Here is a 26181-nt window from a genome sequence, read left to right on the forward strand (position 1 = left end):
TTGCACAGGCACGCCGTTCGCGCGCCTTATGTCCTTGGACACATAGAGAATCATAAGGCCGCGCTCCGCATGGGCAAGCCCGGAGGAGGATACAGCAATAGTTCCTCTGACGGTAGCCGTCTCGCCGGAGCGCGCCTTGACAGCCATGGAGCGCAGCAGTGCAGACTTTGAGAAGCCTTTATCCGCCGATCGAACCCTATGAAACGGGAATGCTCGACGTCGGCGACGGCCACCATATCTATTACGAACGCTGCGGAACGCCGGGCGCCAAGCCCGCGGTCTTCCTGCACGGCGGCCCCGGCGCCGGCTGCTCACCCACCCACCGGCAACTCTTCGACCCGGCGCGTTACGACGTGCTGCTGTTCGACCAGCGCGGCTGCGGGCGTTCGACGCCGCACGCCGAGCTCGGCGCGAATACGACATGGCATCTCGTCGCCGATATCGAACGGTTGCGCGAAATGGCCGGGGTCGAACGCTGGCTCGTCTTCGGCGGCAGTTGGGGTTCGACGCTGTCGCTATCCTATGCCGAAACGCATCCCGAGCGCGTCAGCGAGCTCATCCTGCGCGGCATCTTCCTCGGCGCCGACCGGGACGTCGACTGGTATTACAAGTTCGGCGTGTCGCAAATCTATCCCGACAAATGGGAGGCTTTCCTTGCCCCGGTGCCGCCCGCCGAACGGTGGGACCTCGTCGCGGCCTATAACCGTATCCTGACCGGCAACGACCGGGCGGCCCAGTTGGAGGCAGCCAAGGCATGGAGCGTCTGGGAAGCCGGAACGATTACGCTGCTACCCGACGAGGAGCTGAGCGCGAATTTCGGCGAGGATCATTATGCCATCGCCTTTGCCCGGATCGAAAATCATTATTTCTTCAACGACTGCTGGCTCGAACCCGACCAGTTGCTGCGCGATGCCGGACGGCTCGCGGGTATCCCGGGAACGATCGTCCACGGCCGCTACGACATCCCGTGCCCGCTCCGCCGGGCGTGGGAACTGCACCAGAGCTGGCCCGGCTCGGATTTGCGCATTGTCGAAGGCGCCGGCCACGTCTTCAACGAGCCCGGCATCCTTCATGAACTGATCGAGGCAACCGACCGCTACGCGCGCAGCGGATAACCGGTTCGCCCGCCGCTATTTCCGTTTGGCGGCGGGCTTGCCCGTCGCGGCGGGCAGGCGTCCGTATTTGGCAAGGATCGTGCGAAGCTCGTCGTGCGGCAGCGCATGGACGGTGACGCCGTCGCGTCCGGTCATCGTCTTCGCCGCGACCAGCGCGTTGACGATCGATTCCTCGGTCGCATCGACCGCCGCCTCGAACACCTTGGTGATCTCGCTATTCGAGATTGCCGAGACCGCCTGCACGCCCGCGGCGCTTTCATCGAGCGCGCCGGCGTTGGCGGTCGAGAAGGCCATGAAGATGTCGCCCGACAGATTATGGCTGATATCGCCCATCCGCCCGATCGTCTGCGTCGGCCGCTTGGCGATGCGCTTGAGCTGGTGCGGCAACAGCGGGATGTCGGTCGCGATCACGACGATGATCGACCCCTCCGGCTCGTAAGGCTTTTTGTCGATCGGCGTGCAGCGGCGCTCGGGCTTGTAGACCGCCTTGCCCGGCAGGTCGCTGCACGGCAGATAGCTGGTCGCTAGTTCCTGTCCGACCGGTGCGCCGGCGATACGAAGCAACGGGCGCGCACCGTAATTGCACTGGACGAGCACCCCGACGGTATATTTGCGGTCGCCGATATCGACCTTGCGCGACGCGGTGCCGATGCCGCCCTTGAACCCGGCGCACACCATCCCGGTACCGCCGCCGACATTGCCCTCGGGCACCGGCCCGCCGGCAGCGGTCGCGATCGCCTGCAAGGCATGTTCGGTCTTCACATGCTGGCCATTCACATCGTTGAGGAAGCCGTCCCAGGTCTCGGCGACGACCGGGGTGTAGAACAGGCAGCACGCCTTGCTGTCGGCCAGATATTTGACCACGGCATCGCGCACCACACCGACGCTGTGCGTGTTGGTGATCATCACCGGCCCGTCGAACGAGCCGCGTTCTTCCATCCAGATCGTGCCGGTCATCTCGCCCGCCGCATTGGCCGTCGCCCAAGCGCCGAACACCGGCACCGTCGATGCCTTGCCGCGCGGCAGGATCGCGGTGACGCCGGTCCGCACCGGGCCGACCCCGACCTGAAGCGGGCCGTCGCCTTCGATGATTGTGCTGTGCCCGACCTCGACCCCCGGCACATCGGTAATCGCGTTGAGCGGGCCGGGCTCGCCATGGAAAGGCACGCCGAGGTCGCGGGCACGCGGCTCCTCTGCCGCCGCGCCCGGTGCGAGCAATCCGACCGCCATGACCGAAGCCAGTGCCCATCCGAAACGCCGTGCCGTCATGACCAATCCCCTTGTCTATCTTTAATTAGCTGGCTTCCCCGGACGCCCGCCGCGCATCATAGGCGGCGATCGCGCGATCCCGCCGCAGCCAGAGCAGCAGCGCGACGACGAAGGTGGTCAGCGGAATGAGGAAACCGAATTCGTCGATCGCATAGGCGGTGATGTCGCCCTTCGGCGCGGTCAGCGGCGTGTAGATCGTCTGGATGTACAGATTGTGGCTGCCGTGCATGATCGCGGCGGGCCAGACGCTGCCCGATTTCAACCGGAACCACGCCATGATGAAGCTGAGGTTCATGACCATGACGAAGAAGCAGGTGAGCGCGAACCATTGCGGCGCCCCGCTGTTGTAATTGGCGAAGATGATCAGCGGGACATGCCACAGCGTCCAGATGACGCCGGTGACCGCCGCGCCGCCGGTGAAGCCGAACCGGTCGTGGAGGCGCGGCGCAAGGAAGCCGCGCCAGCCGATCTCTTCGCCCAGCCCGCGCGCCGTCCCCGCGATAATCCCGGTGATCCCGACGAACAGGAAATAGGCAGGAACGAAGCGCCCCGGATCGGTGAAGGTCCAGCCGAGCCGTTCGGCGAGCGCCGCGATGCTCGCAGGCTCGGCGAAACCGCCCATGCCTGTCGTCCAGATGATGACATAGGCGACCGCCGCATAGAGGATCGGCAGCAAATAGCTGTACCAGGACGACCGCGTATCGCGCCACGCGAAGCCAAGCGAGGCCCAGTCGAGCTTCTTCCACGCCACCGTCACGATCGCGGCGAGCGCCGGTCCCCACATCAGCGCGGTGACATAGCCGGCGTTGCCGCCGCCAACCTCGCCCGTATAGCCGATCAGGAAGTAGGGCAGCGCACAGAAAGCCACTGTGAGCACGAGATAGGTCCAGATTACCGATCCCTGGCGCGTGTCGTTCATAGCCGCTCTCCTTTATTGCGCCTGCCCCGGCAGCAGGCTTATTGACGGATCGTTACCGGGTCCCCGATCGCCTGCGCCGCAATCTCTTCCTTCGAGAAGGGGTAGGGATGGAGCGCCAGCTTCGAAAATTCGCGCGTCTGGTCGGCGTAGTGCGGCGACGCGGGATCGGTCGATTGCGAATAGGTCAGGATCGCTTTCGCGACCGGCCCCTTGTCATCGAAGCTGACCGACTGGACATAGCTGGCACCGTGGACAACGCCGAAACCGCCCTTGACCGGCAGCGCAGCGGTATAGTTGAGCACCCCGGCGGGCGACCCCGAAATCGGAATTCGTTCCTCGCCGCGTTCGGCGAACTGCACTTCGCCGAGCGGCGCGTCGAGCGCGATGCCCATCTTGGTCAGCGTATCGGCCGCGAAAGCAAGGTCGGCGAGCAGCGCGTCGCCCGCGTCTCCGTCGATGGCGAGCGTGTGCGGCGTACCCACCACATCGCTGCGGTCGAACGCATCGGCCCACAGGTTGGCCCGACGCTCGGTCTTCGACCAGAAGATTGCAAACAGCATCGCCCCGCGGCTGTCGAGTTCGGCCTTGCCGTCCCATTTGGCGAGGGCTGCGCAGGCGGGTTTCGGCGCCTCGGGACGTTCGCACAGTTTCAGGACCGCGGGCATGACGAGGTCGCCGGCGAAATTCTTGTTGCCGAGCATCGTCCGGATGCCGACGTCAATATCGAACTTGCCCGATTTCAGGACGCTCCGGATTTCCTGGAGGCCCGACCGGGTGCGCATGCTGGGCAATAACAGGAAATCGGGGCCCATCATCGGCCCCAGTTCGGCGATCGGCGCTTCGATATTCGCCCAGCGATAGCTGTCGTTGCTATTCTGGACATAGTCGCGCCGATAGATCGCGGCCATCTTCGAGGCAGGGAGCAGCCCCGGCGCAGCGGTGCCGGGGGTCTTCTCCCATTCGCAAGCCGACCGGCTGCCGTCGAGGACATAGAGCCGCTGCAGAAAGCCGGGGGTCGGCGGCGACATCGTGCCGCAGGCGGCAAAGCGCTCGGCCGAGACATTGGCCGCGGGGCTGATGTCCGCATAGAGCGCGTCGCCCTTGCGGTCTGCGGCGAGGGTGTTGAGGAACGGCGCATGCAGATAACGGGTGAGCGCGGCGTGGATGTCGCCGACATTCCGGGCCCGCGCCATGGCGAGATAGCCCTCGCCGCTCCGCACATTGCCCTTGTTGGCATCGGCGAGGGCATAGGCGGTCTGCCGTGTCCACGCATAGTCGGTGCCGGGCATCGAGACGATCGGGCCGTAACGCGACTGGAACAGCGTCCGCACGACGGGCGCCCCGTCCTTCATCGCGACGGTAACCTCGCGGCGTTCCATCGGCACGCGCTTGCCGTCGACGATATAGGCGGTGGGATCGGCGGGATCGAGGGTCAGCTTGAACAGGGTCATATGCGCCGCGGTGTCGACGGTGTGCGTCCACGCGACATCCTTGTTGAAGCCGATCCCGACATAGGGCTGGTTGGTGATTGCGGCCCCCGCGACATCGAACTTGCCGGGGATGGTCAGGTGGATCTGGTAGAAGCGGTTGGGACCGTACCAGGGGAAATGCGGATTGCCGACGACCAGTCCCTTGCCGTTCGTCGTGGCGTCGCCGCCAAACGCCCAGCCGTTGCTGCCCAGCTTCATCGATTCCCGGATGTCGTCGGCGAACTGCGGCGCCGCGGCGACCGGCTTGGCGGCGGCCGTAGCGGCTTCGGCAGCGGGCGGTACAGCCTCCGCAATCTTCGCGGCCGCCATCGCCGATCCCGCCAGCATGGTGAAGCCGTTGAGCGAGCGCAGCACATCGTCGCGGGTGATTTCGCGCACCCATGGCTGGCCCGCGCATCCGGCGGGCAGCTTGTCCCGATTGTCGCGCAGGAAGCGGTTATATCCCGCCACCCAGCCCGCGATCAGCGCCCTTGAATCCTTCGACGTCTTGGCGAAGCCGGCGCGCAGCACCCCGATGTCCTGCATCGTCGCATAATAAAGGTCGCTGTCGATATTCTTCGCCGGGACAAGCCCGATCACCGTCGCCCCGTCGGGGCCGAAATAGCGCGAACGCTGGCCCGACGCGCTGACATAACCATCGGCCATCAGACAGATATTGTCCTGCGCCTGCGCATAGGCGGCGCCGAACCCCAGCCCGCCGAAATCCTTGGCCTCGACGTGCGGAACGCCGAAGGTAGTGCGGGTTATCGTCGCTTCGTAGCGGGGCGCTGCGAGCGCGGGCGAGGCAAGCATCGCCGGGATCACAAACAACGCCGCCATCGGTCCCCGCCCGCTCAAGCGGCGCATGCGTCGGCGCGAACGCGGTGCAAGGATGACGGCACTGTTCATTTCTTCTTTTCTTCCTCTGCCTGGATGAAGGGCCGGTCCATCACCCGATAATCTTTATAGCCGAACGGCCCGGCCATCGCGCCCCCGCGCGATGACCGGGCCGGTCTTTTGACGCCATCCGGAAGCAAGGGATTGGACGACGTCGATTTCTGGAGCCTCTAGAAACGATAGCCCGCCGTGATCCCGAACGTCCGCGGGCGCCAGGTCTGGACCTGAATGCGCTCGGACGGCTGGAAATGCAGACGGCCGATGATGTCGCGCGAGTTGGTCAGGTTGTTGACGAACAGCGAGACATCGAGGCCGTTGCCGGTGCGCACGCCCAGCCGGGCATTCAAATTGTTCTGGCTATCGGTCGTTCCCAGGATCGGGTTGAAACCGACATTGCCCGGCTTCACCGAAAAACCGCTCTTGTACGTCCACTGAACGGTACCATAGCCCGTCAGATCGTCGGGACCGAGCGGCGTCTCATACATGCCGGTCAGGTTCACGGTCCACGGTGCCGTGAAACGATCGCCCACGCGCGTGATGGTGTTGGTTGTGCCGGGAGCGAAGATCGTCTCGCGCTGTGTGGCGTCATTATAGCCGAGATTGGCGTCGAGCGTCAGGCCGGTGACGGGAAACAGCGTTATCTGCGCCTCAAGGCCGCGCGCGCGCGCCTTGCCGAAATTGTCGGTGAAGACGCCCGCGCAGCCCTCGATCTGGCGACTACGCTGCACGCCGCTCCAGTCGATCTGGAATGCGCTGGCAGCGAAGGTCGCGACGTTTCCGACCCGGCCCTTGGCACCGAACTCATAACTCCACACACTGTCCGATTTGTACGTCGCGGGAATAGTCGAATAGCCGATTTTCTCGAGACCTGCCAAGCAGCGTGCAACGAGATCGACGTCGCCCGCGGCGGTGTTGACGCCACCCGAACGGAAGCCCTTGGCCGCGGAGGCATAGACCATCAAATTCGGATTGACCTCATAGGTGAGGCCGAACTTGGGCGTAAACGGCTTTTCGACGCTGCGCAGAAGCGGACCCGTCGTGGTGACGTTGGTCAGCGCATCAAAGCTCTCCGCCTGTGATTCGAACTCGAGACGCGACCAACGGGCGCCCGCCGTCAGAGTCAGATTGTCGATGATTTCGAAATCGATGCTGCCGAAGAAGCCGAGGTTCTTGTCGACGATACGCGTCTGCGCATAGCCCGATGTTCCATCCGGCCCGAGCGGGAAGAAGACCGGCAACAGCGCTGCGAGTTCCGGCGGAAGGAAGAGATCATGATATGCGGACGGGTACAGATAATTGTCGTAAGGCGAGAAGCTCCTGTCTCCGTCACGCGCGCGCTGGCGGCTGTTCTGATAGAATGCGCCGAACACATATTTGAGGCGCGAGTCCGTATCGTTGGACTGGAGGCGCACTTCCTGGGTGAAGCTGCGCTGGACCTGGTCCGACAGGAGGACGAAGCATTCGCCGCAATCCGGCCCGCCGGGCCGCCCCGGCGACTTCGTATCGAAGCCGATCTGCGGCGTATTCGACCCGCCAAGCGTGGCGAAAAGATCGTAAACATCGCGAAGCGGGCCCAAGCTGTTCAGAATATTGTCGTAGATATCCAGAATGTAAGCGGTGCCGTCATCAACGGATTGGTTGCGGCGATCGACGATCGCCGAGTTGCTGATCAGCGAGACCGGACCCATGTCCCACTCGCCCTTGAGCTGATAGAGCTTGAACTCGTCCTCACCCCGCGACGCAATGCCCTCGCCGCTCTGAAACCGCGGCGGCTGCGCACGCGTCGAGCCGTTGCCATAGGTCCAATAGGTGCTCTGGTCGTCGCGGTTGTTCTTCTGGTAGAAGACCGACGGGGTGATCGAGATGTCTTCGGTCGGCTTCCACAACAGCGAGCCGTTGAAGACCATCGTACGGTTCGAGTTAGGTCACAAACTCATAAATGGGATTCCCTTTTTGGGGTGGTCGTGATTCAAGCTCCTGGAAGGGAGCTTATGATGAGCGTGCGTCGCTACGAGCTGTCGGATTTCGAGTGGTCGGTGATCGAGCCGTTGCTGCCCAACAAGCCGCGCGGAGTTGCCAGGGTCGATGATCGTCGGGTGCTGAACGGCATCTTCTGGCGTCTTCGAACCGGTTCGCCTTGGGCGGACATACCTGAGCGCTATGGCCCACCGACGACCTGCTACAACCGCTTCGTTCGATGGCGCAAAGCGGGAGTTTGGGACCGCATCTTCGAGGCGGTGTCGAGAGCCTATGAAGGCGAGCTTCAGATGATCGATAGTTCCTCGATCCGCGTCCATCAGCATGGCGCGAATGCAAAAAAAGGGGTCCGAAGGAAGCCGAGGCTGGGGACGACGCTCCAGCCCGATGCATGGGGCGCTCGCGGGGCGGACTGACCACCAAGATCCATGCGCTTGTTGATGCGAACGGCCTGCCGATCATGCTGAAGCTCACCGAGGGCCAAGCCCATGATGGCCGCAGCGCCGCCGACATGCTCGACGCGATCGGCGAGGATCAGATCCTCCTTGCCGACCGCGCCTATGACAGTGACGCGCTGCGTGAGAAGATCGCCGGACAAGGTGCCTGGGCCAACATCAAACCTTTGCCGAACCGGAGGAAGGTGCCGGCATTCAGCGCCTTCCTTTATCGCTACCGAAATCTCGTCGAGCGCTTCTTCAGTAAGCTCAAGCACTTCCGAGCCGTCGCAACTCGATACGAGAAGCACGACGCAAACTACCTCGCCCTCGTCAAACTCGCCTCAGCCAAAATCTGGATGCGATTTATGAGTCGGTGACCTAGAGTTCTTCTCGGCCGTACCGCGGGTCGAGTAGAAGGGGACGCGGTCGATATAGCCGCCGTCGCGGCGGTAATAGCCGCTGGCGCGGAAGGCCAACTTGTCCTGGACGATCGGACCGCCGACCGCGGCACCGATTTCATAGGACGGATCGCCGCCCTCGGTGAAGGCGAGTTCGGCGCGCGCATTGCCGGTGAACTTGTCCAGCGTCGGCTTTGCAGTGATGAAACGCACCGCACCGCCCATCGCGCTCGATCCAAACAGCGTGCCCTGCGGTCCGCGCAGAACCTCGACGCGTTCGAGATCGTAAAGCGCCGGCGAGAAGAAGCTCATCAGCACGAGCGAGCGGATGTGAACCGGCGTATCGTCGATATAGATACCGGTCATGGTCGCGCCGACCGACGATTGCAGGCCGCGGATCGCAATATACCGGATGCCCGAAAAGCCCTGCGTCAGATTGACGCCGGGGGTGTTGCGGGCAAGATCCTCGACGCTGCGAATACCCTTTTGATCGAGCGTCTCCTGGCTGTAGGCCGCGATGCTGAGCGGCACGTCAAGCACCGTTTCCTCGCGCCGGGTCGCGGTGACGATGATGTCATTGTCCGACCGCGGCCGTTCGTCGGCAGCAGTACGTCCGCTCTCGCCCGGCGCCGCCTGCGCCGCGTCCGCGGCCTCTGCGGCATCGACCGTCTCTGCAAACGCCGCGACCGGGTAGCTCAGCGCCAGCGCCGAAATTCCGGCAATCCAATATTTCTTTCCGTAGTTCATACTATCCCCCTAGTATATTAATTAAAATATTGATTTAACAAACTAAAACTTCAATTTATTCGATTGCCAGGACGTTGTCGTCGGTGTTGCGGTCGATATATTTGAGGTAAGGATCCAGCCCGACGAACAGCGGCTTTGCGTTCACGACCAGGGTGATCTTGCGTTTCCCGGTCGTCAGGCGCTGCGATTGCATCGACAGGACATTGGCTTTTCCGAACCCCTTGGCGCTCGGGTTGGCGGTGAAGACGCCGACGTCGATCATCGCGTCCAGCGGCGCATCGGTCTCGACGCCCTTGCCGTCGGCGTAACGCTTGTGCGCCTCGACGGTCATCGTCACGGTCCACTTGCCGTCCGGACGGCGGCTCGCCTGCGCGCCGGCGACCTTGAAGTCGTACAGCGTGATGTGCTGGAAGGAGTCGGTGATCAGTTGCTGTTGCTGCGGCGTCTTCGCCTCGGCGCGGAGCAGGTCGACCAGATGGCGGCCGGTCGGATAGGGCGGACCCTTGAACGCGAACTGCTGGACCAATGTGCGCAGCGCGCGGTTGACCTCGGCCTCACCCAGCTGGTCCTTGAGCAGGTACATGATGTTACCGCCCTTCTGGTAGCGGACATAGGCCTGCTCCTGCACCCGCTCGAGCGTCGGTTCGGCGACATTCTCCTTGCCGCGCGTCATGAGATAACCGTCCATGCCGCGCTTCAGGAACTTGCGGATCATCGCGTCGCCGTAGCGCTTCTCCATCACCATGATCGCCGAATATTGGGCGAGCGTTTCCGACAGGACGGTGCTGCCCTCCATGTCGGCACCGGTCACCTGGTGGAACCACCACTGGTGCGCCAGTTCGTGCGCGGTGACATAGGCGATGAAGTCGACGCCGTCCTTGTCATCGATCTTGGTGATGAACCCGGCACCTTCCGAATAGGGCACGGTGCCCGGGAACGCCTGCGCGAAATTATTGTAGACCGGGAATTCGATGACGCGGAACTGCTTGAACTGGTACGGGCTGAAATTCGTCGAATAATAGGCCAGCCCGTCCTTCGCGATGTCGACGAACCGGTCGACGTTATAGGTGTGCGTCGGGTGGTAATAGATTTCGATCCCGATGCCGTTCCACTCGTCCTTGCGCACCGCATATTTGGCCGCGTTGATCGAGAAGAAGTTGAGGATCGGCGCCTCGGTGCGGAAGCGCGCGATCTGGCGGCCGCCCTTCACTTCGCGCGAGATGCGCTGGCCGGGCGCCACGAGCACCTGGTCGACCGGACCGCGCACCGTCACGTCGGCGTTCACATAATCGCTGTCGTGGCGCAGGTAGGTGAAGGCACGGGCATGCTCGTCCTCGAGCTTGCTGAGCTTGAGATCGGGGTCGAGCCCGTATTTGCGCCGCGTCGCGCGATCCTGCAGCAGCGGCCAGCGCGACACGCCGAGGTTCGGCGTCAGCGCGAAATTGTTGAGGAAGGTGCCGTTACCGACGATCCGGTCCTCGTTGCCCGAGTTGCGGAACCCGCGCTGCTCGCGCAGCGTCTCGAACCGCACTTCGCGCTTCTCGCCCGGCGCCATCGGCTTGTCATAGGTATAGACGCGGAAATTATAGTCCTTGAGTTCCTTCGTCAGCCGCGCGCCCGGCACGTCGAGCGACAGCATCTTGATGCCCGGCTCGATCGTCGTGCCGAGGAAGCTCTTCGAGACCGACGGATGCGCCCATTGCAGATAGACCTGGCTGATCGGCTTGCCGGACCTGTTCTCGATGACATAGCTGCCGCGCGTGACCGCCCGCAATTGGTCGGGATAAAGGTCGACGTCGAGCGTCATGTCGGTGATGTGCGGCTGCGAATGCGCCTCATAGGGCAGCAGCGCCTTTTCGTAATTCGCCGCCCAATGCTGGCTTTCGTTGAACGTCGGGAAGTCGTTCAGGACATAGTTGTTGTAATAGATCCAGCTCCCGACCGCGACCATCACCGCCACCGCGACACCGGTGATCGCACCGGCGCGTCCGGCCAGCCGCTGCGGAAGGCGGCGGATGCGCACCTTGAGCGGCGCCGACGCGCCGCGCCGCCACAGGCCCCACGCCAGCACGGCGAGGATGACCGCGCCCGCCGCCCAATAGAGACGATACCAGGCCGCATAGCCCGCATATTGGCCGAGGCCGTTCATGTCCGACAGCGGCATCGGCGAGGTGGTGGCATAGATGTAGAGATGGCTCTCGAAGCCCATCGTCGGCAGCATCGATTCCGCGACGAAATAGAGCAGCATGATCAGCAGGCCGACGAACTTGTGCGGCGCCAGCGTCTGCACGAACACGGCAAGCACCGCGTACATCACCATGGTCAGGAACCAGGGCGCGAGGAACCAGGTAAAATAATGGCCATATTCGATCGCGGTGAAGCCCTTGAGCCATTGCACGGCAATCGCGGCGACAATCGACATCAGCCCCATCGCAAGCAGGATGACGCAGATTGCGAGAATCTTCGGGACCATGAAGGCCCAGTCGGGCGATGGGGTCGAATCGACGATCTCGTGCATCCGCCGCTCGCGGTCGCGCCACACCAGCTCGCCGGCATAGAAGGCGGCGATGAACAGCGGGATCGTCACGAACTGCTCGTGCAGCGCCTTGATCATCACGCGCGTGACCGGGTGGATCACGGTCACCGTGTCATCGCCGGCGAGCCACAGGCCGATCACCTGGTTCAGGAAGGCGAAGCCGAGCAGGACGATGAACACCGGGCTGCGGAGCACGCCGAGTATTTCGAAGCGGGTCAGCGCAGCGAGCGGCCCCCAGCCCAGCCCGCGATCGGTCGGCGGCGGCGGCGCGGCCGTCGAGACGACTGCCTGCGCGGACTCATCTTCGTTCGACTTGCCGCGTGCCGGGCGCCGGTCGGCGCGCGTCGCAAAGCCGGTGCGGATGAAGGAACGCCACGCCAGCGCCAGGAAGCCCAGCCCTAACGCCAGCCAGATCGCGCGGCTTTGCAGGATCAGACCCGCGAACGGCGGCAACAACAGGTTGCGGTCGTTGGCGGTCCAGTTCTTGGTGGCATAAGCGAGCGACGAAAGCCCGAACGGATCGCTCAGCGTCGAAAGCGCCCCGAATTCGGGGCGCCCGAGATAGATGCGGGTAAAGAGATAGATAGCGAGAACGACGAGCGCCCCGACATAGGTCGCCACCAGCGAGCGGGTGATCGTCGACAGCGCGAAAAAGCCCGCCGACAGCAGGAACAGTGTCGGCAAACAGAATAGCGCATAGGCGTAGAGATAGTCGCCGATATTGATCGGCCCGATCGTTTCCGGATCGAGCCCCGGCATGAATATCGCCGCCAGCAAGCCGAGCGGCACGCTGAAGAAAGCGAGCGACGCAGCGGCGAAGCCGCCGGTGAAGCGGCCGAACAGATAGTTGAACTTCGACAGCCGCGTCGCCTGGATGATCGGTCCGAAGCCGGTTTCGTCATCACGCAGCACCACGCCGGCGACGAAGGCGACGACGATGAACATCGCGAAGATCGACCAGATCGTCGATTGCATCGCGATCGCGAACGGCGCGTTGCGGAACACCTGACCGCCCCAGCCGATGCGGATGTCGTCGGACACCACCATGCCGAAGGCGAGCAGGAAGAAGACGATGAACGTCCCCCAGAACATGGGCGAGCGAAGCTGGTATTTCAGCTCGAATGCAGCGACGTGGCCAAACATGTCCGGTCCCTCAGGCGGCGCGGCGCAGCGGCAGCAGGGTCGAGAAATAGACGTCTTCGAGATCGCCCTCGGCGGCCGCGAACCCGTTGCCCGGATTATTGTCGGCAAGCACGTGGATCACCGTACGGCCCGACGCGAGGCGGGTCGCGATGATGTCGTACTGCGCGCGGTGCGCGTCGAGTTCGTGCTTGTCGATCGTCTTGGTCCACACGCGGCCCTTGACCTGCGCCACCAGTTCATCCGGCGAACCGGTGGTGATGATCTTGCCGCCCGCGATGATCGCTGCATTCTGGCAGAGGTCGGCGATGTCCTGCACGATATGCGTCGAGAAGATCACGACGATATTTTCTGCGACTTCCGACAGGAGGTTCAGGAAGCGGTTGCTTTCCTCCGGATCGAGACCCGCGGTCGGCTCGTCGACGATGACGAGGCGCGGCTGGCCGATCAGGGCCTGCGCGATCCCGAAACGCTGGCGCATGCCGCCCGAAAAACCGGCCACCGCCTTGTTGCGCACGCTCCACAGATTGACCTGGTTGAGCAGCGTCGCCACCGCATCGCGGCGCTCGCCGCGGTTGCTATATCCCTTGAGCACCGCAAGATGATCGAGCATGTCCCACGCCGAAACGCGCGGATAGACACCAAAATCCTGCGGCAGATAACCCAGCGTCCGCCGCAGTGCGTCGGGATCGGCGAGGACGTCGATCGCATCGAACCGGATCGCTCCCGAGGTCGGGACCTGCAGGGTCGCGATCGTCCGCATCAGCGTCGACTTGCCCGCGCCATTCGGCCCCAGCAGTCCGAACATCCCGGCCGGGACATTCAGCGAGACCGAGTCGAGGGCACGCGTCCCGTTCGGATAGACGTGGGTAAGATTCTCGATCTGGAGCATTAGGGTCCCCGCAGAAATGATAATTAGAGAGATATTCCGACCGTAAATTCCTGAAAGATTCAGAAGTATCTATTATTATTACTTTTTATTACTTCACGGCTTTAGGTACGCTTGCAATACAAGCGTCGGGTTCCCTGTAAACGGGAACAATGGCACCTCTCTGACTTTTATTGGTAACATCTTGCTGCACCAAAATGGCGCGACGCAAAACACAGTAATTCTGGTCCGTAGCACCAGATAGGCTAAGGGTACGGTCGTCGCGCAATCTGGCTGCCCCGGGATGCCGCGGATGACGCAGCGCGGGGCGCGAGCACCGGCTCGCGCCCCGCCTCGGCAGGAGGTTTTCGGACGTTTCAAGACAGGCAGGGCGGTCGCCGGCCAGCGGGTTTCGCGCGCCCGGCCGATCGCGACCGAGACCGATAAAAACAGGGCGTCAGGGGCCCGTGTTTGCCTATCTTCGCGGCGCTATTTGGCGCCAGACGCCGCTGCGTCGAGACCCGATTTGGCGACAGCCTCGTCGTCCTGCGCCGACCCGCCGCTGACTCCGATGCCGCCGACGATCCGGTCGCCGCGCATGATCGGGACGCCGCCGCCGACCAGCGCTGCGCCCGGCACCGACAGCAGCGATGGCTTCCCGCCATCGGCCAACTGCTCGAGGATCGAGGTCGGCGCGCCGATCGCCGCCGCAGTCGCGGCCTTTTTTTCGGCAAGCGCAAGGTTGATGAAGGAAGAGCCGTCCATCCGGTACGACAGAATGACCCGGCCTTCGCGGTTGACGACGACGATCGCCATGTTGAGCCCCTTTTCAGTCGCGGTCCGCTGGGCACGTCCGGCAATCGCCTGCGCGTCGGCCAGACCGACCATCGCATCGCCGGGTTCGGCAACGGCCGGCACCGCGGCCGAAACGGACAGGCACGCCGCAACCGCGGCCGAAAACAAGATTCGGGTCATTGGATCGATCCTCAATGGATGCTTTTCAGCGCCGTCGCCGGCTCGACCGCGACGGGTTCGGCCAGATAGGCGTGGATGTCGCGCGCGTCGTTCTTGCTCAATATATCGCCGAAAGCCGCCATGCCTGCATAGACGAATGCGCCATCGAGCACGATGCTGTTGAAGGCCTCATGCGTTTCGGGCGTCATCTTCCACAGGTTCGGATAGCCGCCCGATCCCGTCGAATCGCCATGGCAGCGCGAGCAGTTCTCGGCAAAGAGCTGCCCGCCGCGCGCCACCTGCGCTGCCGTTCCGCGGAAGTTTGCCGGCGCTGGGAGCAACGGCATCGGCTTGCGCAACGCCGCGAGCTTTACCGGTGCGCCGTCCAGCTTGAAGACGATCAGGCGCGGGTTGTTCTCGCGCTCGGCCGCGGCCCATCCGGGCATGAAATAGGCGTTCATCGCGCCGCCGAAGCCCGCCGCCACCGCGACATATTGCTCGCCGTCGACCTCATAGGCCATCGGCGCCGCCATGATACCGGTGCCGATGTTGATCCGGCGCAGCACCTTGCCCGTCCGCCCGTCATAGACGGTGAGGTAGCCGTCGGCCGAGCCCTGCATCACCAGCCCGTTGGCGGTCGTCATCACCCCGCCGCTCCAGAACGGCATCACCTTCGAACTCCAGACGAGCTTCTGCTTCACCGGATCCCAGGCCTTCAGCACCTGCTCGAACCGCGGCTTGGGTTGATCCTTCAGCAAAGGTGCCAGTGCCTTGTCGTTGGGATCGCCGAAGGCCGGCAGTCCGGTCTCCGTTCCCTGCACGACGCTATAGGGCCGATAGGGCTGCGGCTTCATCTGGAAGGTCATCGGCGTTTCGAGGACCGGAATATAGACGAGCTTCGTCTGCTCGTTATACGCCATCGGCGGCCAGTTGTGCCCGCCCGCCTCCGACGGCCAGACCAGTTTCTTGCCCTTGGAGAAATCCGACTGCTCGGTCAGCACGGGGCGTCCGGTCTTCATGTCGACCCGCTCGGCCCAGGTGACGGTGGTATATTTTTCCGCCGACAACAGCTCGCCGGTCACCCGGTCGAGGACATAGAAAAAGCCGTTCTTCGGCGCCTGCATGATCACCTTGCGCAGTCGCCCACCGACTTCCATGTCGGTCAGGATCATGTTCTGGGTCGCGGTATAGTCCCAGCTATCCTGCGGGGTCGTCTGGTAATGCCACTTCTTGCGCCCGCTATCGGCGTCGAGCGCGAGGATCGACGAGAGATAGAGATTGTCGCCGCCGGCGGGGCTGCGCTGCCACACCGAATGCGGGCTGCCGTTGCCGGTACCGACATAGACGATGTTGGTGTCGGGATCATAGACGATCGAATCCCAGGCGGTTCCGCCGCCGCCGAGATCCCACGCCGACTTGGGGTCCCACGTCTTGCGTGCCTCGGTCACTTCGGGATGTTCGTCGGGTCCCGCCGCCGGGTCGCCCGGGACGATGAAGAAGCGCCAGGCGAACTTGCCGGTCTTCTTGTCGAAGGCGCTGGCATAGCCGCGGACACCCATTTCGCCGCCGCCGTTGCCGATCACGACATTCTTGCCGGCGACGCGCGGCGCCCCGGTGATCGCATAGCTGCGGCTGCGGTCGGTGATCGTGTCGACTTTCCAGCTCGGCTTGCCGGTCTTGGCATCGAGGCCGACGAGATAGCCGTCGAGCGTCGCGACATAGACCATGCCGTCGTCGACCGCGACGCCGCGGTTCACCGCGTCGCAGCAGGTCCGCCGCGCGAACTGGCCGTCGACGTCGGGATCATATTGCCACAGCAATTTGCCCGTCTTCGCATCGAGCGCATAGACGACGCTCCATGGCCCGGTGGTGTACATGACGCCGTCGACGACGATCGGCGTCGCCTCGACCCCACGGTTGGTCCGGCCGCGGACGGCGAAGCCGGTGAATTCCCATGCGACGCCCAGCTTTTCGACATTCGCGGCATCGACCTCGGACGCCGTATAATATTGCGCCGTTTCGCGCATCCACGCCGCCGTCGCGCCCGCATCGTCACCCGATCCGCCGCATGCCGCGAGCGGCAGCGCCGCCGCGACGCTCAACACCAGTTTCCGCCATCCCCGCATGACCGAAATCCCTTCATTCATCCTCGAACACCATCAAACTTCCGAAAAATACCAACGTCAGCTTCGGCCACGACCGCCGAGCATGTTTTTGATCTTCTGGAACACCGAAATCCCGAACACGGCGGTGCAGGTCCAGAAGGCACCCTCGGTCACCACGGCCGCAGCGGTGACCGCCCCGACCCGCTGGCCCAGTGTAGGTTCGAACAGCAGCAGAAAGGCGCCGACCGCGATCCAGCTCAGCACCGCAAGCCCGATGACCGAAAAGGCGATGGTGCGGCCGAAGCGCCCGTGCAGGACGCCAGTCTTGGCCGGGCCGGCCGGCGGCGGATTAACCGGATCGTTCATGGCCAACTCCTCACCAGACCCGGATACGTTTTTCGGGCGCGAGATACAGTTTGTCGCCGGGCTTCACGCCATAGGCGTCATACCAGGCATCGAGATTGCGCATCACCCAGACGCGCTGGATCGACGGCGCATGCGCATCGGTCATCAGCCGCTGGCGCAGGTCCGCCTCGCGATAATTACGCCGCCAGATCTGCGCCCAGCCAAGGAAGAAACGCTGGTCGCCGGTGAAGCCGTCGATCACCGGTGCCTCCTTGCCGCCGAGCGACGCGCGATAGGCGTCATAGGCCAGCGTCATTCCGGCGAGATCGCCGATATTCTCGCCGAGCGCGAACTCGCCCTTCATATGCTCGCCGGGCAGCACTTCGTAGGTTTCGGCCTGTTCGACCATCGCCTGCGTCGCCTGTTTGAACGCTGCCTTGTCCTCGGGCGTCCACCAGTTCGCGAGTTCGCCCTTCTCGTTATATTGCGCGCCCTGATCGTCGAAATGATGGATGATCTCGTGCCCGATCACCGCGCCGATCGCGCCATAATTGACCGCCGGATCGGCATAGGGATCATAGAAGGCAGGCTGAAGGAACGCCGCCGGGAAGACGATCTCGAGCTGGTTGTAATGGGCGTGGGCGTTGACGGTCTGCGGCGTCATCAACCATTCCCAGCGCCGTGTCGGCTGCCCCGCTTTTTCGATCATATAGTCGAAGTTGAAACGGTTGGCGCGGACGAGGTTGCCGAACAGGTCGCCGCGTTCGACCTGCAAGCCGCTATAGTCGCGCCACTGGTCGGGATGGCCGATCTTGACGGTAAAGCCCTTGAGCTTTTCCTTCGCGCGCGCCTTGGTTTCGGGCTGCATCCACGCCAGCTTGTCAATGCGGCGGTCCATTGCGGCGAGGATGTTGTCGATTAATCCGCGCAGTTCGACCTTGTACGCAGGCGGGAAATAGCGCGCGGCATATTCCTTGCCGATCGCCTCGCCGAACGCCTCTTCCATGAAGTTGACGCCGCGCTGCCAGCGCGGAGCGCGTTCGGGCGCGCCCTTCATCACCGTACCGTAAAAGGCGAAATTTTCCTGCTCGATCGCATCGGGAAGCGCCGCCGACAGATCGTCAAGGCTACGCACCAGCAGCTGATCCTTCAGCACCTGAAGCGTGGTCTGGTCGAGGATCTGCGCCGCCGCCTTGGTCGCGCTCGGCATGCGGATCTGGACTTCGGCGATCGCCGGGTTCCACGCCTTCAGCACCGCCGCCATGTCGAGCGTCGGGGTGGAGAATTGCGCCGTCTCGGCCAGCGTGAACTTGTTGTAGGTCTTGGTGGAATCGGTCGAATCGTCGCGGTTCCAATAGGCTTTGGCGATCTCGGTCTCGACCGCCATGATCGCCTCGGCGCGCGCTTCGGTGCCGGTTTCGCCGGCCAGCGTCAACAGCTTCGCGAGATGCGCCACATAAGCCGCACGGATCGCCGCCATTTTCGGGGTATCCGCCAGATACATGTCCCGGTCGGGCATACCGGTACCGCCCTGTTCGATCACCAGGAGCATCCGCCCCGGCTGCTCGTCATCGGGCCAAGTGTAGGGCAGCCGGTAGCCCGCCCATGCCCCCGACGAGCCATAGACGCCGCTCACCCCGAGCTGCGCGGCCTCGGCGACCAGCGCCGAATAGCCCTTGCGGTCCTTCAATCCCCGGACCTTGTCGAGCCACGGCCGGATCGGCGCCAACCCGAGCGTCTCGACCGTCGCGCCGTCGAGATAACTCGCATAAGCGCGGCCGATCAGGCTGTTGTCGTCGGCCCCGGCGGCGTCGAGAATCCCCCGCACGCGCTGCTTCGACAAATCGTCGAGCGCGATGAACATGCCGTAATTGGCCTTGTCGGCCGGGATGGGCGTGTTCTTCGCCCAGGTGCCATTGGCATATTCATAGAAATCGTCGCCGGGTTTGGCCGCACGGTCCATGCCCGCAGTGTCGAACCCGAAGCTGCCGCGTTCCGGCTTCGGCGACGCTACGCCAGCAGCGGCCGCCGGCGCCTCCTGGGCCGAAGCTGCGGGCACGGTAGCGGCCAGGGCGGTACCGGCAAGCAGGGCGGCGGCGAACAGATTTTTCATGGGTTGAATGCCTTTTCGATTGGCAGGCCGGATTCAAAGCTCGTGGCTAATCGGTCCGGCGGCTCGCTCCGCTGCCCGCGCTATTTCCTCTCCGGCATCGGCACTTCTTCGTGCGCGGGCTTATAGATGCGGCCGTCCTGCAGCATCAGCCGGCCGCCGACGAAAGCGGTGCGCACTTTTTCCAGCGCCTTGAAATCTTCGTCGGGGTTGCCGTCGACGACGATGATGTCGGCCAGCTTGCCGGGCTCGATCGTCCCCAGCCGGTCGCCCATGTGCATGATCTCGGCGCTCGTCTTGGTCGCCGCGACCAACGCCTCGGCCTTGGTGTAGCCGATCTGGGTAAAGCTCTCGAGTTCGTTGATATAGGCGCCGGGCATATATTCGGGCCAATTGACGATCAGGTCGAGCCCGATCCCCATCTTGACCCCGGCGCGGCGCATCTTCTTGCCCATCTCCAGGATCGTCGTCTCGTTGAGTTCGAAGCGGCGCGAGGTCGAACCGAAATAGCCGCCCGACGAGCGGCTGATGATGCGATAGGGCACGAAGGTCGGGACCGAGGCGATGCCGCGCTTCGCCATCAGCGCGACCGCCGCATCGCTGCGCGGCAGCGGATGCTCGATCGAGTCGACGCCGGCCTTGATCGCCATGTCGATGTACTGCGTCTCGCTGTCGACGGTCACCGGCATGCCGAGCGAGTGCGCCTCGTCGACCGCGGCAGTGATTTCCGCCTGCGAATATTCGCTGGCGAGCTTGATCAGGTCGGCGCCCTTGGCGAACTGGATGCGCACCGCTTCGCGCCATTCGTCGGGGCCGGACGCGATCCGCACCATCGAATTGGGATTGTCGTTCGGCTTTTCGGGATAGCCCGGCATCATCGCGTGCAGCGCGGCGTGGCCGCCGGTCTGGGTGATCAGCTGCCCCGCGGTGAAGATGCGCGGCCCGGCGATTTCACCCGCCGCCTGCAGCCGCTTGAGCACGAAGGGCGTGTCGCCGTGCGACGCGACGTCGCGCACGCTGGTCACGCCGGCCTGCAGATGGATGCCCATCCGCCGCAGCCCGCGCATCGCCGATTCCGCACCGCTGAGATGCGCGGCCGAATAGACGCTGGAGTCGGCGACATCGAGGAAGGTCAGGTGCGTGTGGAGGTCGATCAGGCCCGGCATCACCGTCTTGCCGGTGACATCGTAAACGACGGCATCGGCGGGCCAGTTCTTGTCGTCGGGACCGAGGACGGCGGTGATCGCCTTGCCCTGCACGACGATCGTCGCCGGGCGCGCCGGCTTGCCGGTGCCGTCGAACAGCCGGCCGCCGACGAGCACGAACGATCCCTTCGGCGCGTTATAGTCGGCGGGGACCGGAATCCGCAGCACATCGTCCGAAAGCGGCACCGACTTGGGCAGCCACTGATCGCGATTATAGATCGGCCGCGCCTCGGGCCCGCTATCCTGCGCGAGCGCGGGCGAAGCAATCATGGTGGCGGCAAGCAGCAGCCCCGAAATCCGTGCGGCGATCTTCATCCTGTCCCTCTTGTCGTTCTGACGAACGCCCCGCCCGCAAAACCCTGGCGACGCCTTCGAATTTCTGTTTCCCAGCCCCAGTTTATCTTGGGCCTATGCCCCCTAATGGGTGACAGCCAAAGCCTGAGGCAACGTAATAAAGCTGACCCAGAGGGTCAGAAATTCTGGGCATTACCCGGGCGCGACCCGCCCGCCGAAGCAGGCGGGCCGCGCCAAAGGATCAGGCCGCCTTTTGCCTTGCGATCCACTGGTCGACGCGGCGTTCGAGCAGGTCGAGCGGCGCCTGCCCGCGGCCGAGGATCGTGTCGTGGAAGCCCTTGATATCGAACTTGTCGCCCAGCGCGTCTTCGGCCTTCTTGCGCAGCTTCTCCATCTGGATCATGCCGATCTTGTAGCCGGTCGCCTGCCCCGGCATGATGATGTAGCGCCGGACCTCAGCCTTGATCTGGCCTTCGGAAGCGGCCGAATTTTCGGTGAAATATTGGACCGCCTGATCTTCGGTCCAGCCCTTGGAATGGAGCCCGGTGTCGACGACCAGCCGGATCGCGCGCCAGATCTCAGTCGTCAGGCGGCCAAAGTCCGAATAGGGATCCTTGTAAGCGCCCATCTCCTTGCCGAGCTTCTCGGTGTAAAGGCCCCAGCCCTCCTGATAGGCATTGACGTACAGAAATTTGCGGAAGTTCGGGATGTCGGTCAGTTCCTGCGCGATCGCAAAGTTCATGTGATGCCCGGGCAGCGCCTCATGATAGGCGATCACCTCGAGCTGCGGGATCGGCATCGACTTCATGTCGAGCAGATGCGCGTAGAAGACGCCCGGCCGCGACCCGTCGGGGGTCGACATATAATAATGCTGCGCACCGCCGGCGATCTCGCGATAGGGTTCGACGCGTTTGACGATGACATCGGCCTTGGGCAGAATACCGAAATATTTCGGCAGCTGCTGCTTCATGAAGGCGATGTGCGCGGTCGCAGCGTCGATATATTGCTGCCGCCCCGCATCGGTGTTCGGATAATAGAAACGCGGATCGTCGCGGACGAATTTGAAGAAGTCCTGCAGCGTCCCCTTGAAACCGACCTGCTCCTTGATCTTCTCCATCTCGCCCTTGATCCGCGCGACCTCGTCGAGACCGATCTGGTGGATCTGTTCGGCGGTGAGGTCGGTCGTCGTCGAACTGACGAGCAGCATGTCGTAATAGGCCTTGCCGTTCGGATTCTTGCCGACCCCGGTCGCGACCGCATCGGCCTTCGGCAACTCGGATTCGAACCAGGCGATCAGCGCCTGATAGGCCGGCAACCATTTCGTGGTCAGCGCCTGCCGCGCGGCTTCCTTATAGGCATCGGCCTTGGCCTGATCGATCTTGCCAGCCTTGACCAGCCCGTCGATTTTCCCCGTGGCATCCGACCAGATCGCGCTCTCGCCCTCGCCGCCGAACGGCGCGCCGGTGATCAGTGCGCGCGCCTGCCCGATCATCGCTTCATAGGAAAAGCGCGGCACCCGCGACCCTGCCTCGGCATTTTTTTTCGCGATGTCGAGCAATTGCAACTGCGCGCGCGCGACTTCGCCGATCCGCACGATATAGGCGTCCATGTCCGCCACATCGTCGACCTTGTGCACCTGCATCAGGAATTGCGGGATGCGCGTGTGCGGCCCGTACATCTGCTGGAAGACATAATTGTTGCGCCGGAACTTCGCGTAGCCCGCCGCATCCTCATAGCGATAGATCCAGAGATCGTAGGAAAGCTGCGCATCCTCGGGCAGCTTGGCGCGGTCGAACTTCGCCTTCATCTCTTCGACCGACCGGCGCTGCCAGTCCATTTTGCGGTCTTCGGCTTCCTCCGAAAAATCGTCGATCTTGTCATAGTCGGTCTTGTCGCCCTGATAGCCGCGCGACATCGGACTGAACGCCATTTCCTCCTCGAACTTCGCGTCGAACCAGGCGTTGAGGCGCACCGTCTCGGCATCGACCGCAGGCGCTGCCGCGCCGGGCGCCTCGAAGGCAAATGCCGGTGCGCCGCCGAGTCCGGCGAGGACAAGCGCACCCGCGGCGGCGAGACGGAGCGCCGTCATGCGTCGGCGCGCCGAGTTGTTCATATGGGTCACATTCACGATCAATCTCCCGTTTATACGATGTCACTGCGGCCGTGCGCGGCCGCCGGTCATTTCTTCGCTTCTTCCTGCTGCAGCAGGCGCGCCTGCTCGCCCATATAGGCGCGGATGGTTTCGGCCTGTTCGGGCGTGATCCAGCGCGCGAAGCTCACCATGCCATTGTCCTTGAGCGCGCCGTCGATGACGATGCTCTTCCAGACCGCAGCGTCGGCCAGCGCCCCCGACCGGCGCAGGTCGGGTGCTGCGAGACCTTCGTGGCAGGCGGCGCAATTTTCGCCATAGACGATCGCCCCGGCATTGACCTTGTCCGCCGCGAAGCGTTCCTTCGGCGGATTGGCGGGCGCCGGGGTCAGGTCCTGCTTCGGCCAGGCGGCATTGCCGCCGAGTTTGAAGACCATGATCCGCCCGTTCGGCTGCGGCAGGCGCGGCCTTTTGGTGTCGGGAATCCCCATCGCACCGCCGCCCTTGCCGACCAGCACCGCGACATATTGCTCGCCGTCGATGCTGTAGCTGACCGGGCCGGCCATGATCCCGACCGGCTGCTTGTAGGTCCAGAGCTTCTTGCCGTCCTTCGCGCCGAACGCCGTGAACTCGCCATGCGCATTGCCCGCAAAGACAAGGTCGCCCGCGGTCGCCAGCGTGCCGCCATTGATCATCTCGGGCTGCTCGACACGCCACACTTCGCGCTGCTTGACCGGATCCCACGCGATCAGCGCGCCCGAACCGTTCGGCTCCTTTTCGTTGAGCATCACCTGCGCGCCGATATTGAGACGTCCGGGGCGAAATTTATACGCCGGGTCCTGATCATATTTCAGGCTCCACTGGACGGTCGGGATATAGACGAGGCCGGTGCGCGGGCTGTACGACATCGGCTGCCAATTGTGTCCGCCGACCGACGACGGCTCGATCATCTTCACGCCGTCCTCATAATAGGCGTTGGCGCTCATCACCGGGCGGCCGGTCTTGAGGTCGATGTGATCGACCCAGCTCTGCTTCACGAAGGGCTTGGCCGACACGAGCTTCCCGGTTTCGCGGTCGATGAGGTAGAAGAAGCCGTTTTTCGGCGCTTGCATCAGCACCTTGCGCTCCTTGCCATCGACCGGCAGCGTCGCGAGCATCATCTGCTGCGTGTGCGTGTAATCCCAGCTATCGCCCGGCGACCCCTGATAATGCCATTTATATTTGCCGGTATCGGCGTCGAGTGCGACGATCGAGGCAAGGAACAGATTGTCGCCCTTGCCGTCCGAACGGATCCGGCGGTTCCACGGCGAGCCGTTGCCGACCCCCAGATAGACCTGGTCGAAATCGGGGTCGTAGACGATCGAATCCCAGACGGTGCCGCCGCCGCCATAATCATACCATTTGCCGGCCCAGCTCTTTACCGCCGTCGCCATGATCGGGTCGGAAGCGGCGCCGTCGGGGCCTTTTGCCGGGTCGCCCGGCACGGTATAGAAACGCCAGACGAGCTTGCCCGTTTCGGTGTCATAGGCGGTGACATAACCGCGCACGCCCAGTTCGGCGCCGCCGTTGCCGATGATCACCTTGTCCTTGAACACGCGCGGCGCGCCGGTGATCGTATAGGGTTTCGAATTGTCGGTGGTCTGCGCGGACCAGATCTGCTTGCCGGTCTTGGCATCGACCGCGATCAGCCGGCCGTCGAAGGTCGCGACGAAAACCTTGCCCTTCCACACCGCAACGCCGCGGCTGACGACATCGCAGCAGCCATAGACGGCGCGGTCGCCGTCGACCTTCGGATCGAATTGCCAGAGCTCCTTGCCCGTCTTTCCGTCGAGCGCATAAACCTTCGACCAGGCGGTCGAGGTATAGATGACGCCGTCGACGACGATCGGCGTCGCTTCCTGCCCGCGGTTGGTGTCGAACTCGAAAGACCAGGCGAGCCCCAGCTTGGCGGCGTTGCCGGCGTTGATCTGGTCGAGCGCGCTATAGCGCTGCTCGAGGAACGTTCCGCCATGTGCCAGCCAGTTCGCCGGCTCGGCCGCCGCGTTCAGCAAGCGCTGCTGGTCGACGCCCTCCGCGCCCTTGCGCGGCCCGAACGACACCAACTGGCTGACGAGGATCGCGGCGGCGACAAGCGCCGCCGCGATGACGAAATATTTTCCCCGGCCCGACAGGATCTTCATAACGCCCCCAAGCTGTTTTCTGTTTATTGCAACGGAGCGATCAGGCGCCCCATATCTTTTCGAACACGCGCAGCAGGTTGCCGCCGAGCACCTTGCGGATTTCCTCGTCGGTCCAGCCGCGTTCCATCAGCCCTTTGGTGACATTGGGATATTCGGTCACCGTCTCGGTATCCTTGACCATGAACCAGGGCGGATTGTTGCTGTAGACATCGCCGGGCCACAGTTCGGGAATGATCGCGACGAGATCCTTGCGGCCCCACATGAAGTCGGAGCCGAGCGCGATATGATCGACGCCGACCAGCTTCTTCATATAGTCATATTGGTCGAGATGCTTTTCGATCCCGACCTGCGCCGTCACCGGTTCGGGCGAGTTGCGCACCCGGGCGTGGAAATCATTGACCTTGGTCAGCCCGATCACCCCGCCGGTCGCTGCGATCGCCTCGATCAGCTTGTCGGTCATGTTGCGGGCATTATCGACCTTCGAGCGCAAATTGGTGTGCGAGCAGATGACCGGCATGCCCTTCGAGATTTCGAGCGCCCCGAACGAGGTCGCCTCCGCCGTATGCCCGCCGACGTCGAGCACCAGCCGCTCCTTGTGGATTTCCTCGACCAGCCGCTTCCCCGCGCGGGTCAGGCCGACATCGGGGTCGAGCGATCCGCCGCCGAACGGACCCGCGACATTGTAGACGAGACCGACGATGCGGAGCCCGAGCTGCTTGTAGCCGCGCAGATTGCCGATCGCGGGCATGACCGGGTCGCCGTCGCGCACCAGAAATTCGGCCGATTGCCAACCCGACACATGCGCGATCTTGCCGGCCTTGTTCGCCGCACGGATATCGCGGACGGTGAGCGCCTGGACGATCCGGTCCGGATGCCGGTCGAGGAAATTATGTAGTTCGACGAAGCTGTCGAACCCGCCCCGGCTCTGACAAATCACATCGAGACCGGCGGCTTCCAGCTTGGCGAGATATTCGTCGTTGAGCGTCGAGCCGTCGAGGCCCTCGACCAGCGGCGCCGAATCCTGCAGCTTGCGCGCGTCCTGCACGCTCGCGCGCCGGGCCTGCGCCAGCGCGCCCGGCGCCGCGAACGCGGCCGCCGCGCCCAGCCCTGCCATGAATGCCTCTCTG

Annotated in this window: 17 protein-coding genes; 2 read left to right on the plus strand and 15 right to left on the minus strand. The window is 63.6% G+C overall.

Annotated elements, in window-relative coordinates; translation table 11 throughout:
* Nucleotides 1–167: 167 nt before the first annotated feature.
* The gene (gene pip / locus LH19_RS17485) at nucleotides 168–1115 is read left to right on the plus strand and encodes a prolyl aminopeptidase (RefSeq protein ID WP_201258482.1); all 948 of its coding nucleotides are present in this window, start codon (nucleotides 168–170) and stop codon (nucleotides 1113–1115) included.
* A 15-nt stretch (nucleotides 1116–1130) separates the two neighbouring features.
* Here the strand turns inward: pip and LH19_RS17490 are convergent, their stop codons facing one another.
* The 4 genes from LH19_RS17490 to LH19_RS17505 all read right to left on the minus strand — a co-directional run bounded on the left by LH19_RS17490 (nucleotide 1131) and on the right by LH19_RS17505 (nucleotide 7576).
* Nucleotides 1131–2384: a DmpA family aminopeptidase gene (locus LH19_RS17490; protein WP_054730817.1), complete on the minus strand. Its 1254-nt coding sequence runs from the start codon at nucleotides 2382–2384 to the stop codon at nucleotides 1131–1133.
* A gap of 25 nt (nucleotides 2385–2409) precedes the next feature.
* Nucleotides 2410–3303, minus strand: a complete 894-nt coding sequence (locus LH19_RS17495; protein WP_054730820.1) for a CPBP family intramembrane glutamic endopeptidase — start codon at nucleotides 3301–3303, stop codon at nucleotides 2410–2412.
* Nucleotides 3304–3341: 38 nt separating this feature from the next.
* On the minus strand, nucleotides 3342–5612 hold the full coding sequence (locus tag LH19_RS17500) for a penicillin acylase family protein (RefSeq protein WP_158514448.1): 2271 nt from the start codon (nucleotides 5610–5612) through the stop codon (nucleotides 3342–3344).
* Nucleotides 5613–5839: 227 nt separating this feature from the next.
* On the minus strand, nucleotides 5840–7576 hold the full coding sequence (locus tag LH19_RS17505) for a TonB-dependent receptor (RefSeq protein WP_054730828.1): 1737 nt from the start codon (nucleotides 7574–7576) through the stop codon (nucleotides 5840–5842).
* Between the two features lie 87 nt (nucleotides 7577–7663).
* Between LH19_RS17505 and LH19_RS28110 the strand changes: the two genes are divergently transcribed.
* A protein-coding gene (locus tag LH19_RS28110; protein WP_407696735.1) for an IS5 family transposase occupies nucleotides 7664–8460 on the plus strand; the annotation gives its coding sequence in 2 pieces (ribosomal slippage) (nucleotides 7664–8036 and nucleotides 8036–8460; 798 coding nt in all).
* Here LH19_RS28110 and LH19_RS17520 read toward each other — a convergent pair.
* The 11 genes from LH19_RS17520 to LH19_RS17570 all read right to left on the minus strand — a co-directional run bounded on the left by LH19_RS17520 (nucleotide 8425) and on the right by LH19_RS17570 (nucleotide 26168).
* Nucleotides 8425–9228, minus strand: coding sequence for a TonB-dependent receptor (locus LH19_RS17520; RefSeq protein WP_054730831.1), 804 nt, complete (start codon nucleotides 9226–9228; stop codon nucleotides 8425–8427). The genes LH19_RS28110 and LH19_RS17520 overlap by 36 nt on opposite strands.
* Nucleotides 9229–9283: 55 nt before the next feature.
* Entirely contained in the window at nucleotides 9284–12907 is a 3624-nt protein-coding gene (locus tag LH19_RS17525) for an ABC transporter permease/M1 family aminopeptidase (RefSeq protein WP_054730834.1), read from the minus strand.
* A 10-nt stretch (nucleotides 12908–12917) separates the two neighbouring features.
* Nucleotides 12918–13796, minus strand: a complete 879-nt coding sequence (locus tag LH19_RS17530; protein WP_054730838.1) for an ABC transporter ATP-binding protein — start codon at nucleotides 13794–13796, stop codon at nucleotides 12918–12920.
* A 465-nt stretch (nucleotides 13797–14261) separates the two neighbouring features.
* Nucleotides 14262–14747: a heme-binding protein gene (locus LH19_RS17535; protein WP_054730840.1), complete on the minus strand. Its 486-nt coding sequence runs from the start codon at nucleotides 14745–14747 to the stop codon at nucleotides 14262–14264.
* A gap of 11 nt (nucleotides 14748–14758) precedes the next feature.
* Entirely contained in the window at nucleotides 14759–16852 is a 2094-nt protein-coding gene (locus tag LH19_RS17540) for a PQQ-dependent dehydrogenase, methanol/ethanol family (RefSeq protein WP_054733770.1), read from the minus strand.
* A 57-nt stretch (nucleotides 16853–16909) separates the two neighbouring features.
* The gene (locus tag LH19_RS17545) at nucleotides 16910–17197 is read right to left on the minus strand and encodes a hypothetical protein (protein ID WP_054730843.1); all 288 of its coding nucleotides are present in this window, start codon (nucleotides 17195–17197) and stop codon (nucleotides 16910–16912) included.
* Between the two features lie 10 nt (nucleotides 17198–17207).
* On the minus strand, nucleotides 17208–19289 hold the full coding sequence (locus LH19_RS17550) for a M13 family metallopeptidase (protein ID WP_054730847.1): 2082 nt from the start codon (nucleotides 19287–19289) through the stop codon (nucleotides 17208–17210).
* Between the two features lie 80 nt (nucleotides 19290–19369).
* Nucleotides 19370–20806, minus strand: coding sequence for an amidohydrolase family protein (locus LH19_RS17555; protein ID WP_054730849.1), 1437 nt, complete (start codon nucleotides 20804–20806; stop codon nucleotides 19370–19372).
* A gap of 220 nt (nucleotides 20807–21026) precedes the next feature.
* Nucleotides 21027–22874, minus strand: a complete 1848-nt coding sequence (locus tag LH19_RS17560) for a DUF885 domain-containing protein (RefSeq protein WP_201258372.1) — start codon at nucleotides 22872–22874, stop codon at nucleotides 21027–21029.
* An 89-nt stretch (nucleotides 22875–22963) separates the two neighbouring features.
* Complete coding sequence (locus LH19_RS17565; protein WP_054730852.1) at nucleotides 22964–25054, minus strand: PQQ-dependent dehydrogenase, methanol/ethanol family; 2091 nt, start codon at nucleotides 25052–25054, stop codon at nucleotides 22964–22966.
* Between the two features lie 40 nt (nucleotides 25055–25094).
* A complete protein-coding gene (locus LH19_RS17570) occupies nucleotides 25095–26168 on the minus strand; it encodes a dipeptidase (protein ID WP_054730859.1) in 1074 nt (357 codons plus the stop codon).
* Between the last annotated feature and the right edge of the window lie 13 nt (nucleotides 26169–26181).

Source organism: Sphingopyxis macrogoltabida, from assembly GCF_001314325.1.
GTDB lineage: Bacteria > Pseudomonadota > Alphaproteobacteria > Sphingomonadales > Sphingomonadaceae > Sphingopyxis > Sphingopyxis macrogoltabida.

What these genes read in the sequence shown, in the direction of transcription:
- LH19_RS17500 (WP_158514448.1), bottom strand. Translation starts at nt 5,612, where the DNA reads ATGGCGGCGTTGTTTGTGATCCCGGCGATGCTTGCCTCGCCCGCGCTC.
- LH19_RS17570 (WP_054730859.1), bottom strand. Translation starts at nt 26,168, where the DNA reads ATGGCAGGGCTGGGCGCGGCGGCCGCGTTCGCGGCGCCGGGCGCGCTG.
- LH19_RS17520 (WP_054730831.1), bottom strand. Translation starts at nt 9,228, where the DNA reads ATGAACTACGGAAAGAAATATTGGATTGCCGGAATTTCGGCGCTGGCG.
- LH19_RS17550 (WP_054730847.1), bottom strand. Translation starts at nt 19,289, where the DNA reads ATGAAAAATCTGTTCGCCGCCGCCCTGCTTGCCGGTACCGCCCTGGCC.
- LH19_RS17560 (WP_201258372.1), bottom strand. Translation starts at nt 22,874, where the DNA reads ATGACGGCGCTCCGTCTCGCCGCCGCGGGTGCGCTTGTCCTCGCCGGA.
- LH19_RS17555 (WP_054730849.1), bottom strand. Translation starts at nt 20,806, where the DNA reads ATGAAGATCGCCGCACGGATTTCGGGGCTGCTGCTTGCCGCCACCATG.
- LH19_RS17495 (WP_054730820.1), bottom strand. Translation starts at nt 3,303, where the DNA reads ATGAACGACACGCGCCAGGGATCGGTAATCTGGACCTATCTCGTGCTC.
- LH19_RS17540 (WP_054733770.1), bottom strand. Translation starts at nt 16,852, where the DNA reads ATGCGGGGATGGCGGAAACTGGTGTTGAGCGTCGCGGCGGCGCTGCCG.
- LH19_RS17525 (WP_054730834.1), bottom strand. Translation starts at nt 12,907, where the DNA reads ATGTTTGGCCACGTCGCTGCATTCGAGCTGAAATACCAGCTTCGCTCG.
- LH19_RS17490 (WP_054730817.1), bottom strand. Translation starts at nt 2,384, where the DNA reads ATGACGGCACGGCGTTTCGGATGGGCACTGGCTTCGGTCATGGCGGTC.
- LH19_RS17565 (WP_054730852.1), bottom strand. Translation starts at nt 25,054, where the DNA reads ATGAAGATCCTGTCGGGCCGGGGAAAATATTTCGTCATCGCGGCGGCG.
- LH19_RS17545 (WP_054730843.1), bottom strand. Translation starts at nt 17,197, where the DNA reads ATGAACGATCCGGTTAATCCGCCGCCGGCCGGCCCGGCCAAGACTGGC.
- LH19_RS17535 (WP_054730840.1), bottom strand. Translation starts at nt 14,747, where the DNA reads ATGACCCGAATCTTGTTTTCGGCCGCGGTTGCGGCGTGCCTGTCCGTT.
- LH19_RS17505 (WP_054730828.1), bottom strand. Translation starts at nt 7,576, where the DNA reads ATGGTCTTCAACGGCTCGCTGTTGTGGAAGCCGACCGAAGACATCTCG.
- LH19_RS17530 (WP_054730838.1), bottom strand. Translation starts at nt 13,796, where the DNA reads ATGCTCCAGATCGAGAATCTTACCCACGTCTATCCGAACGGGACGCGT.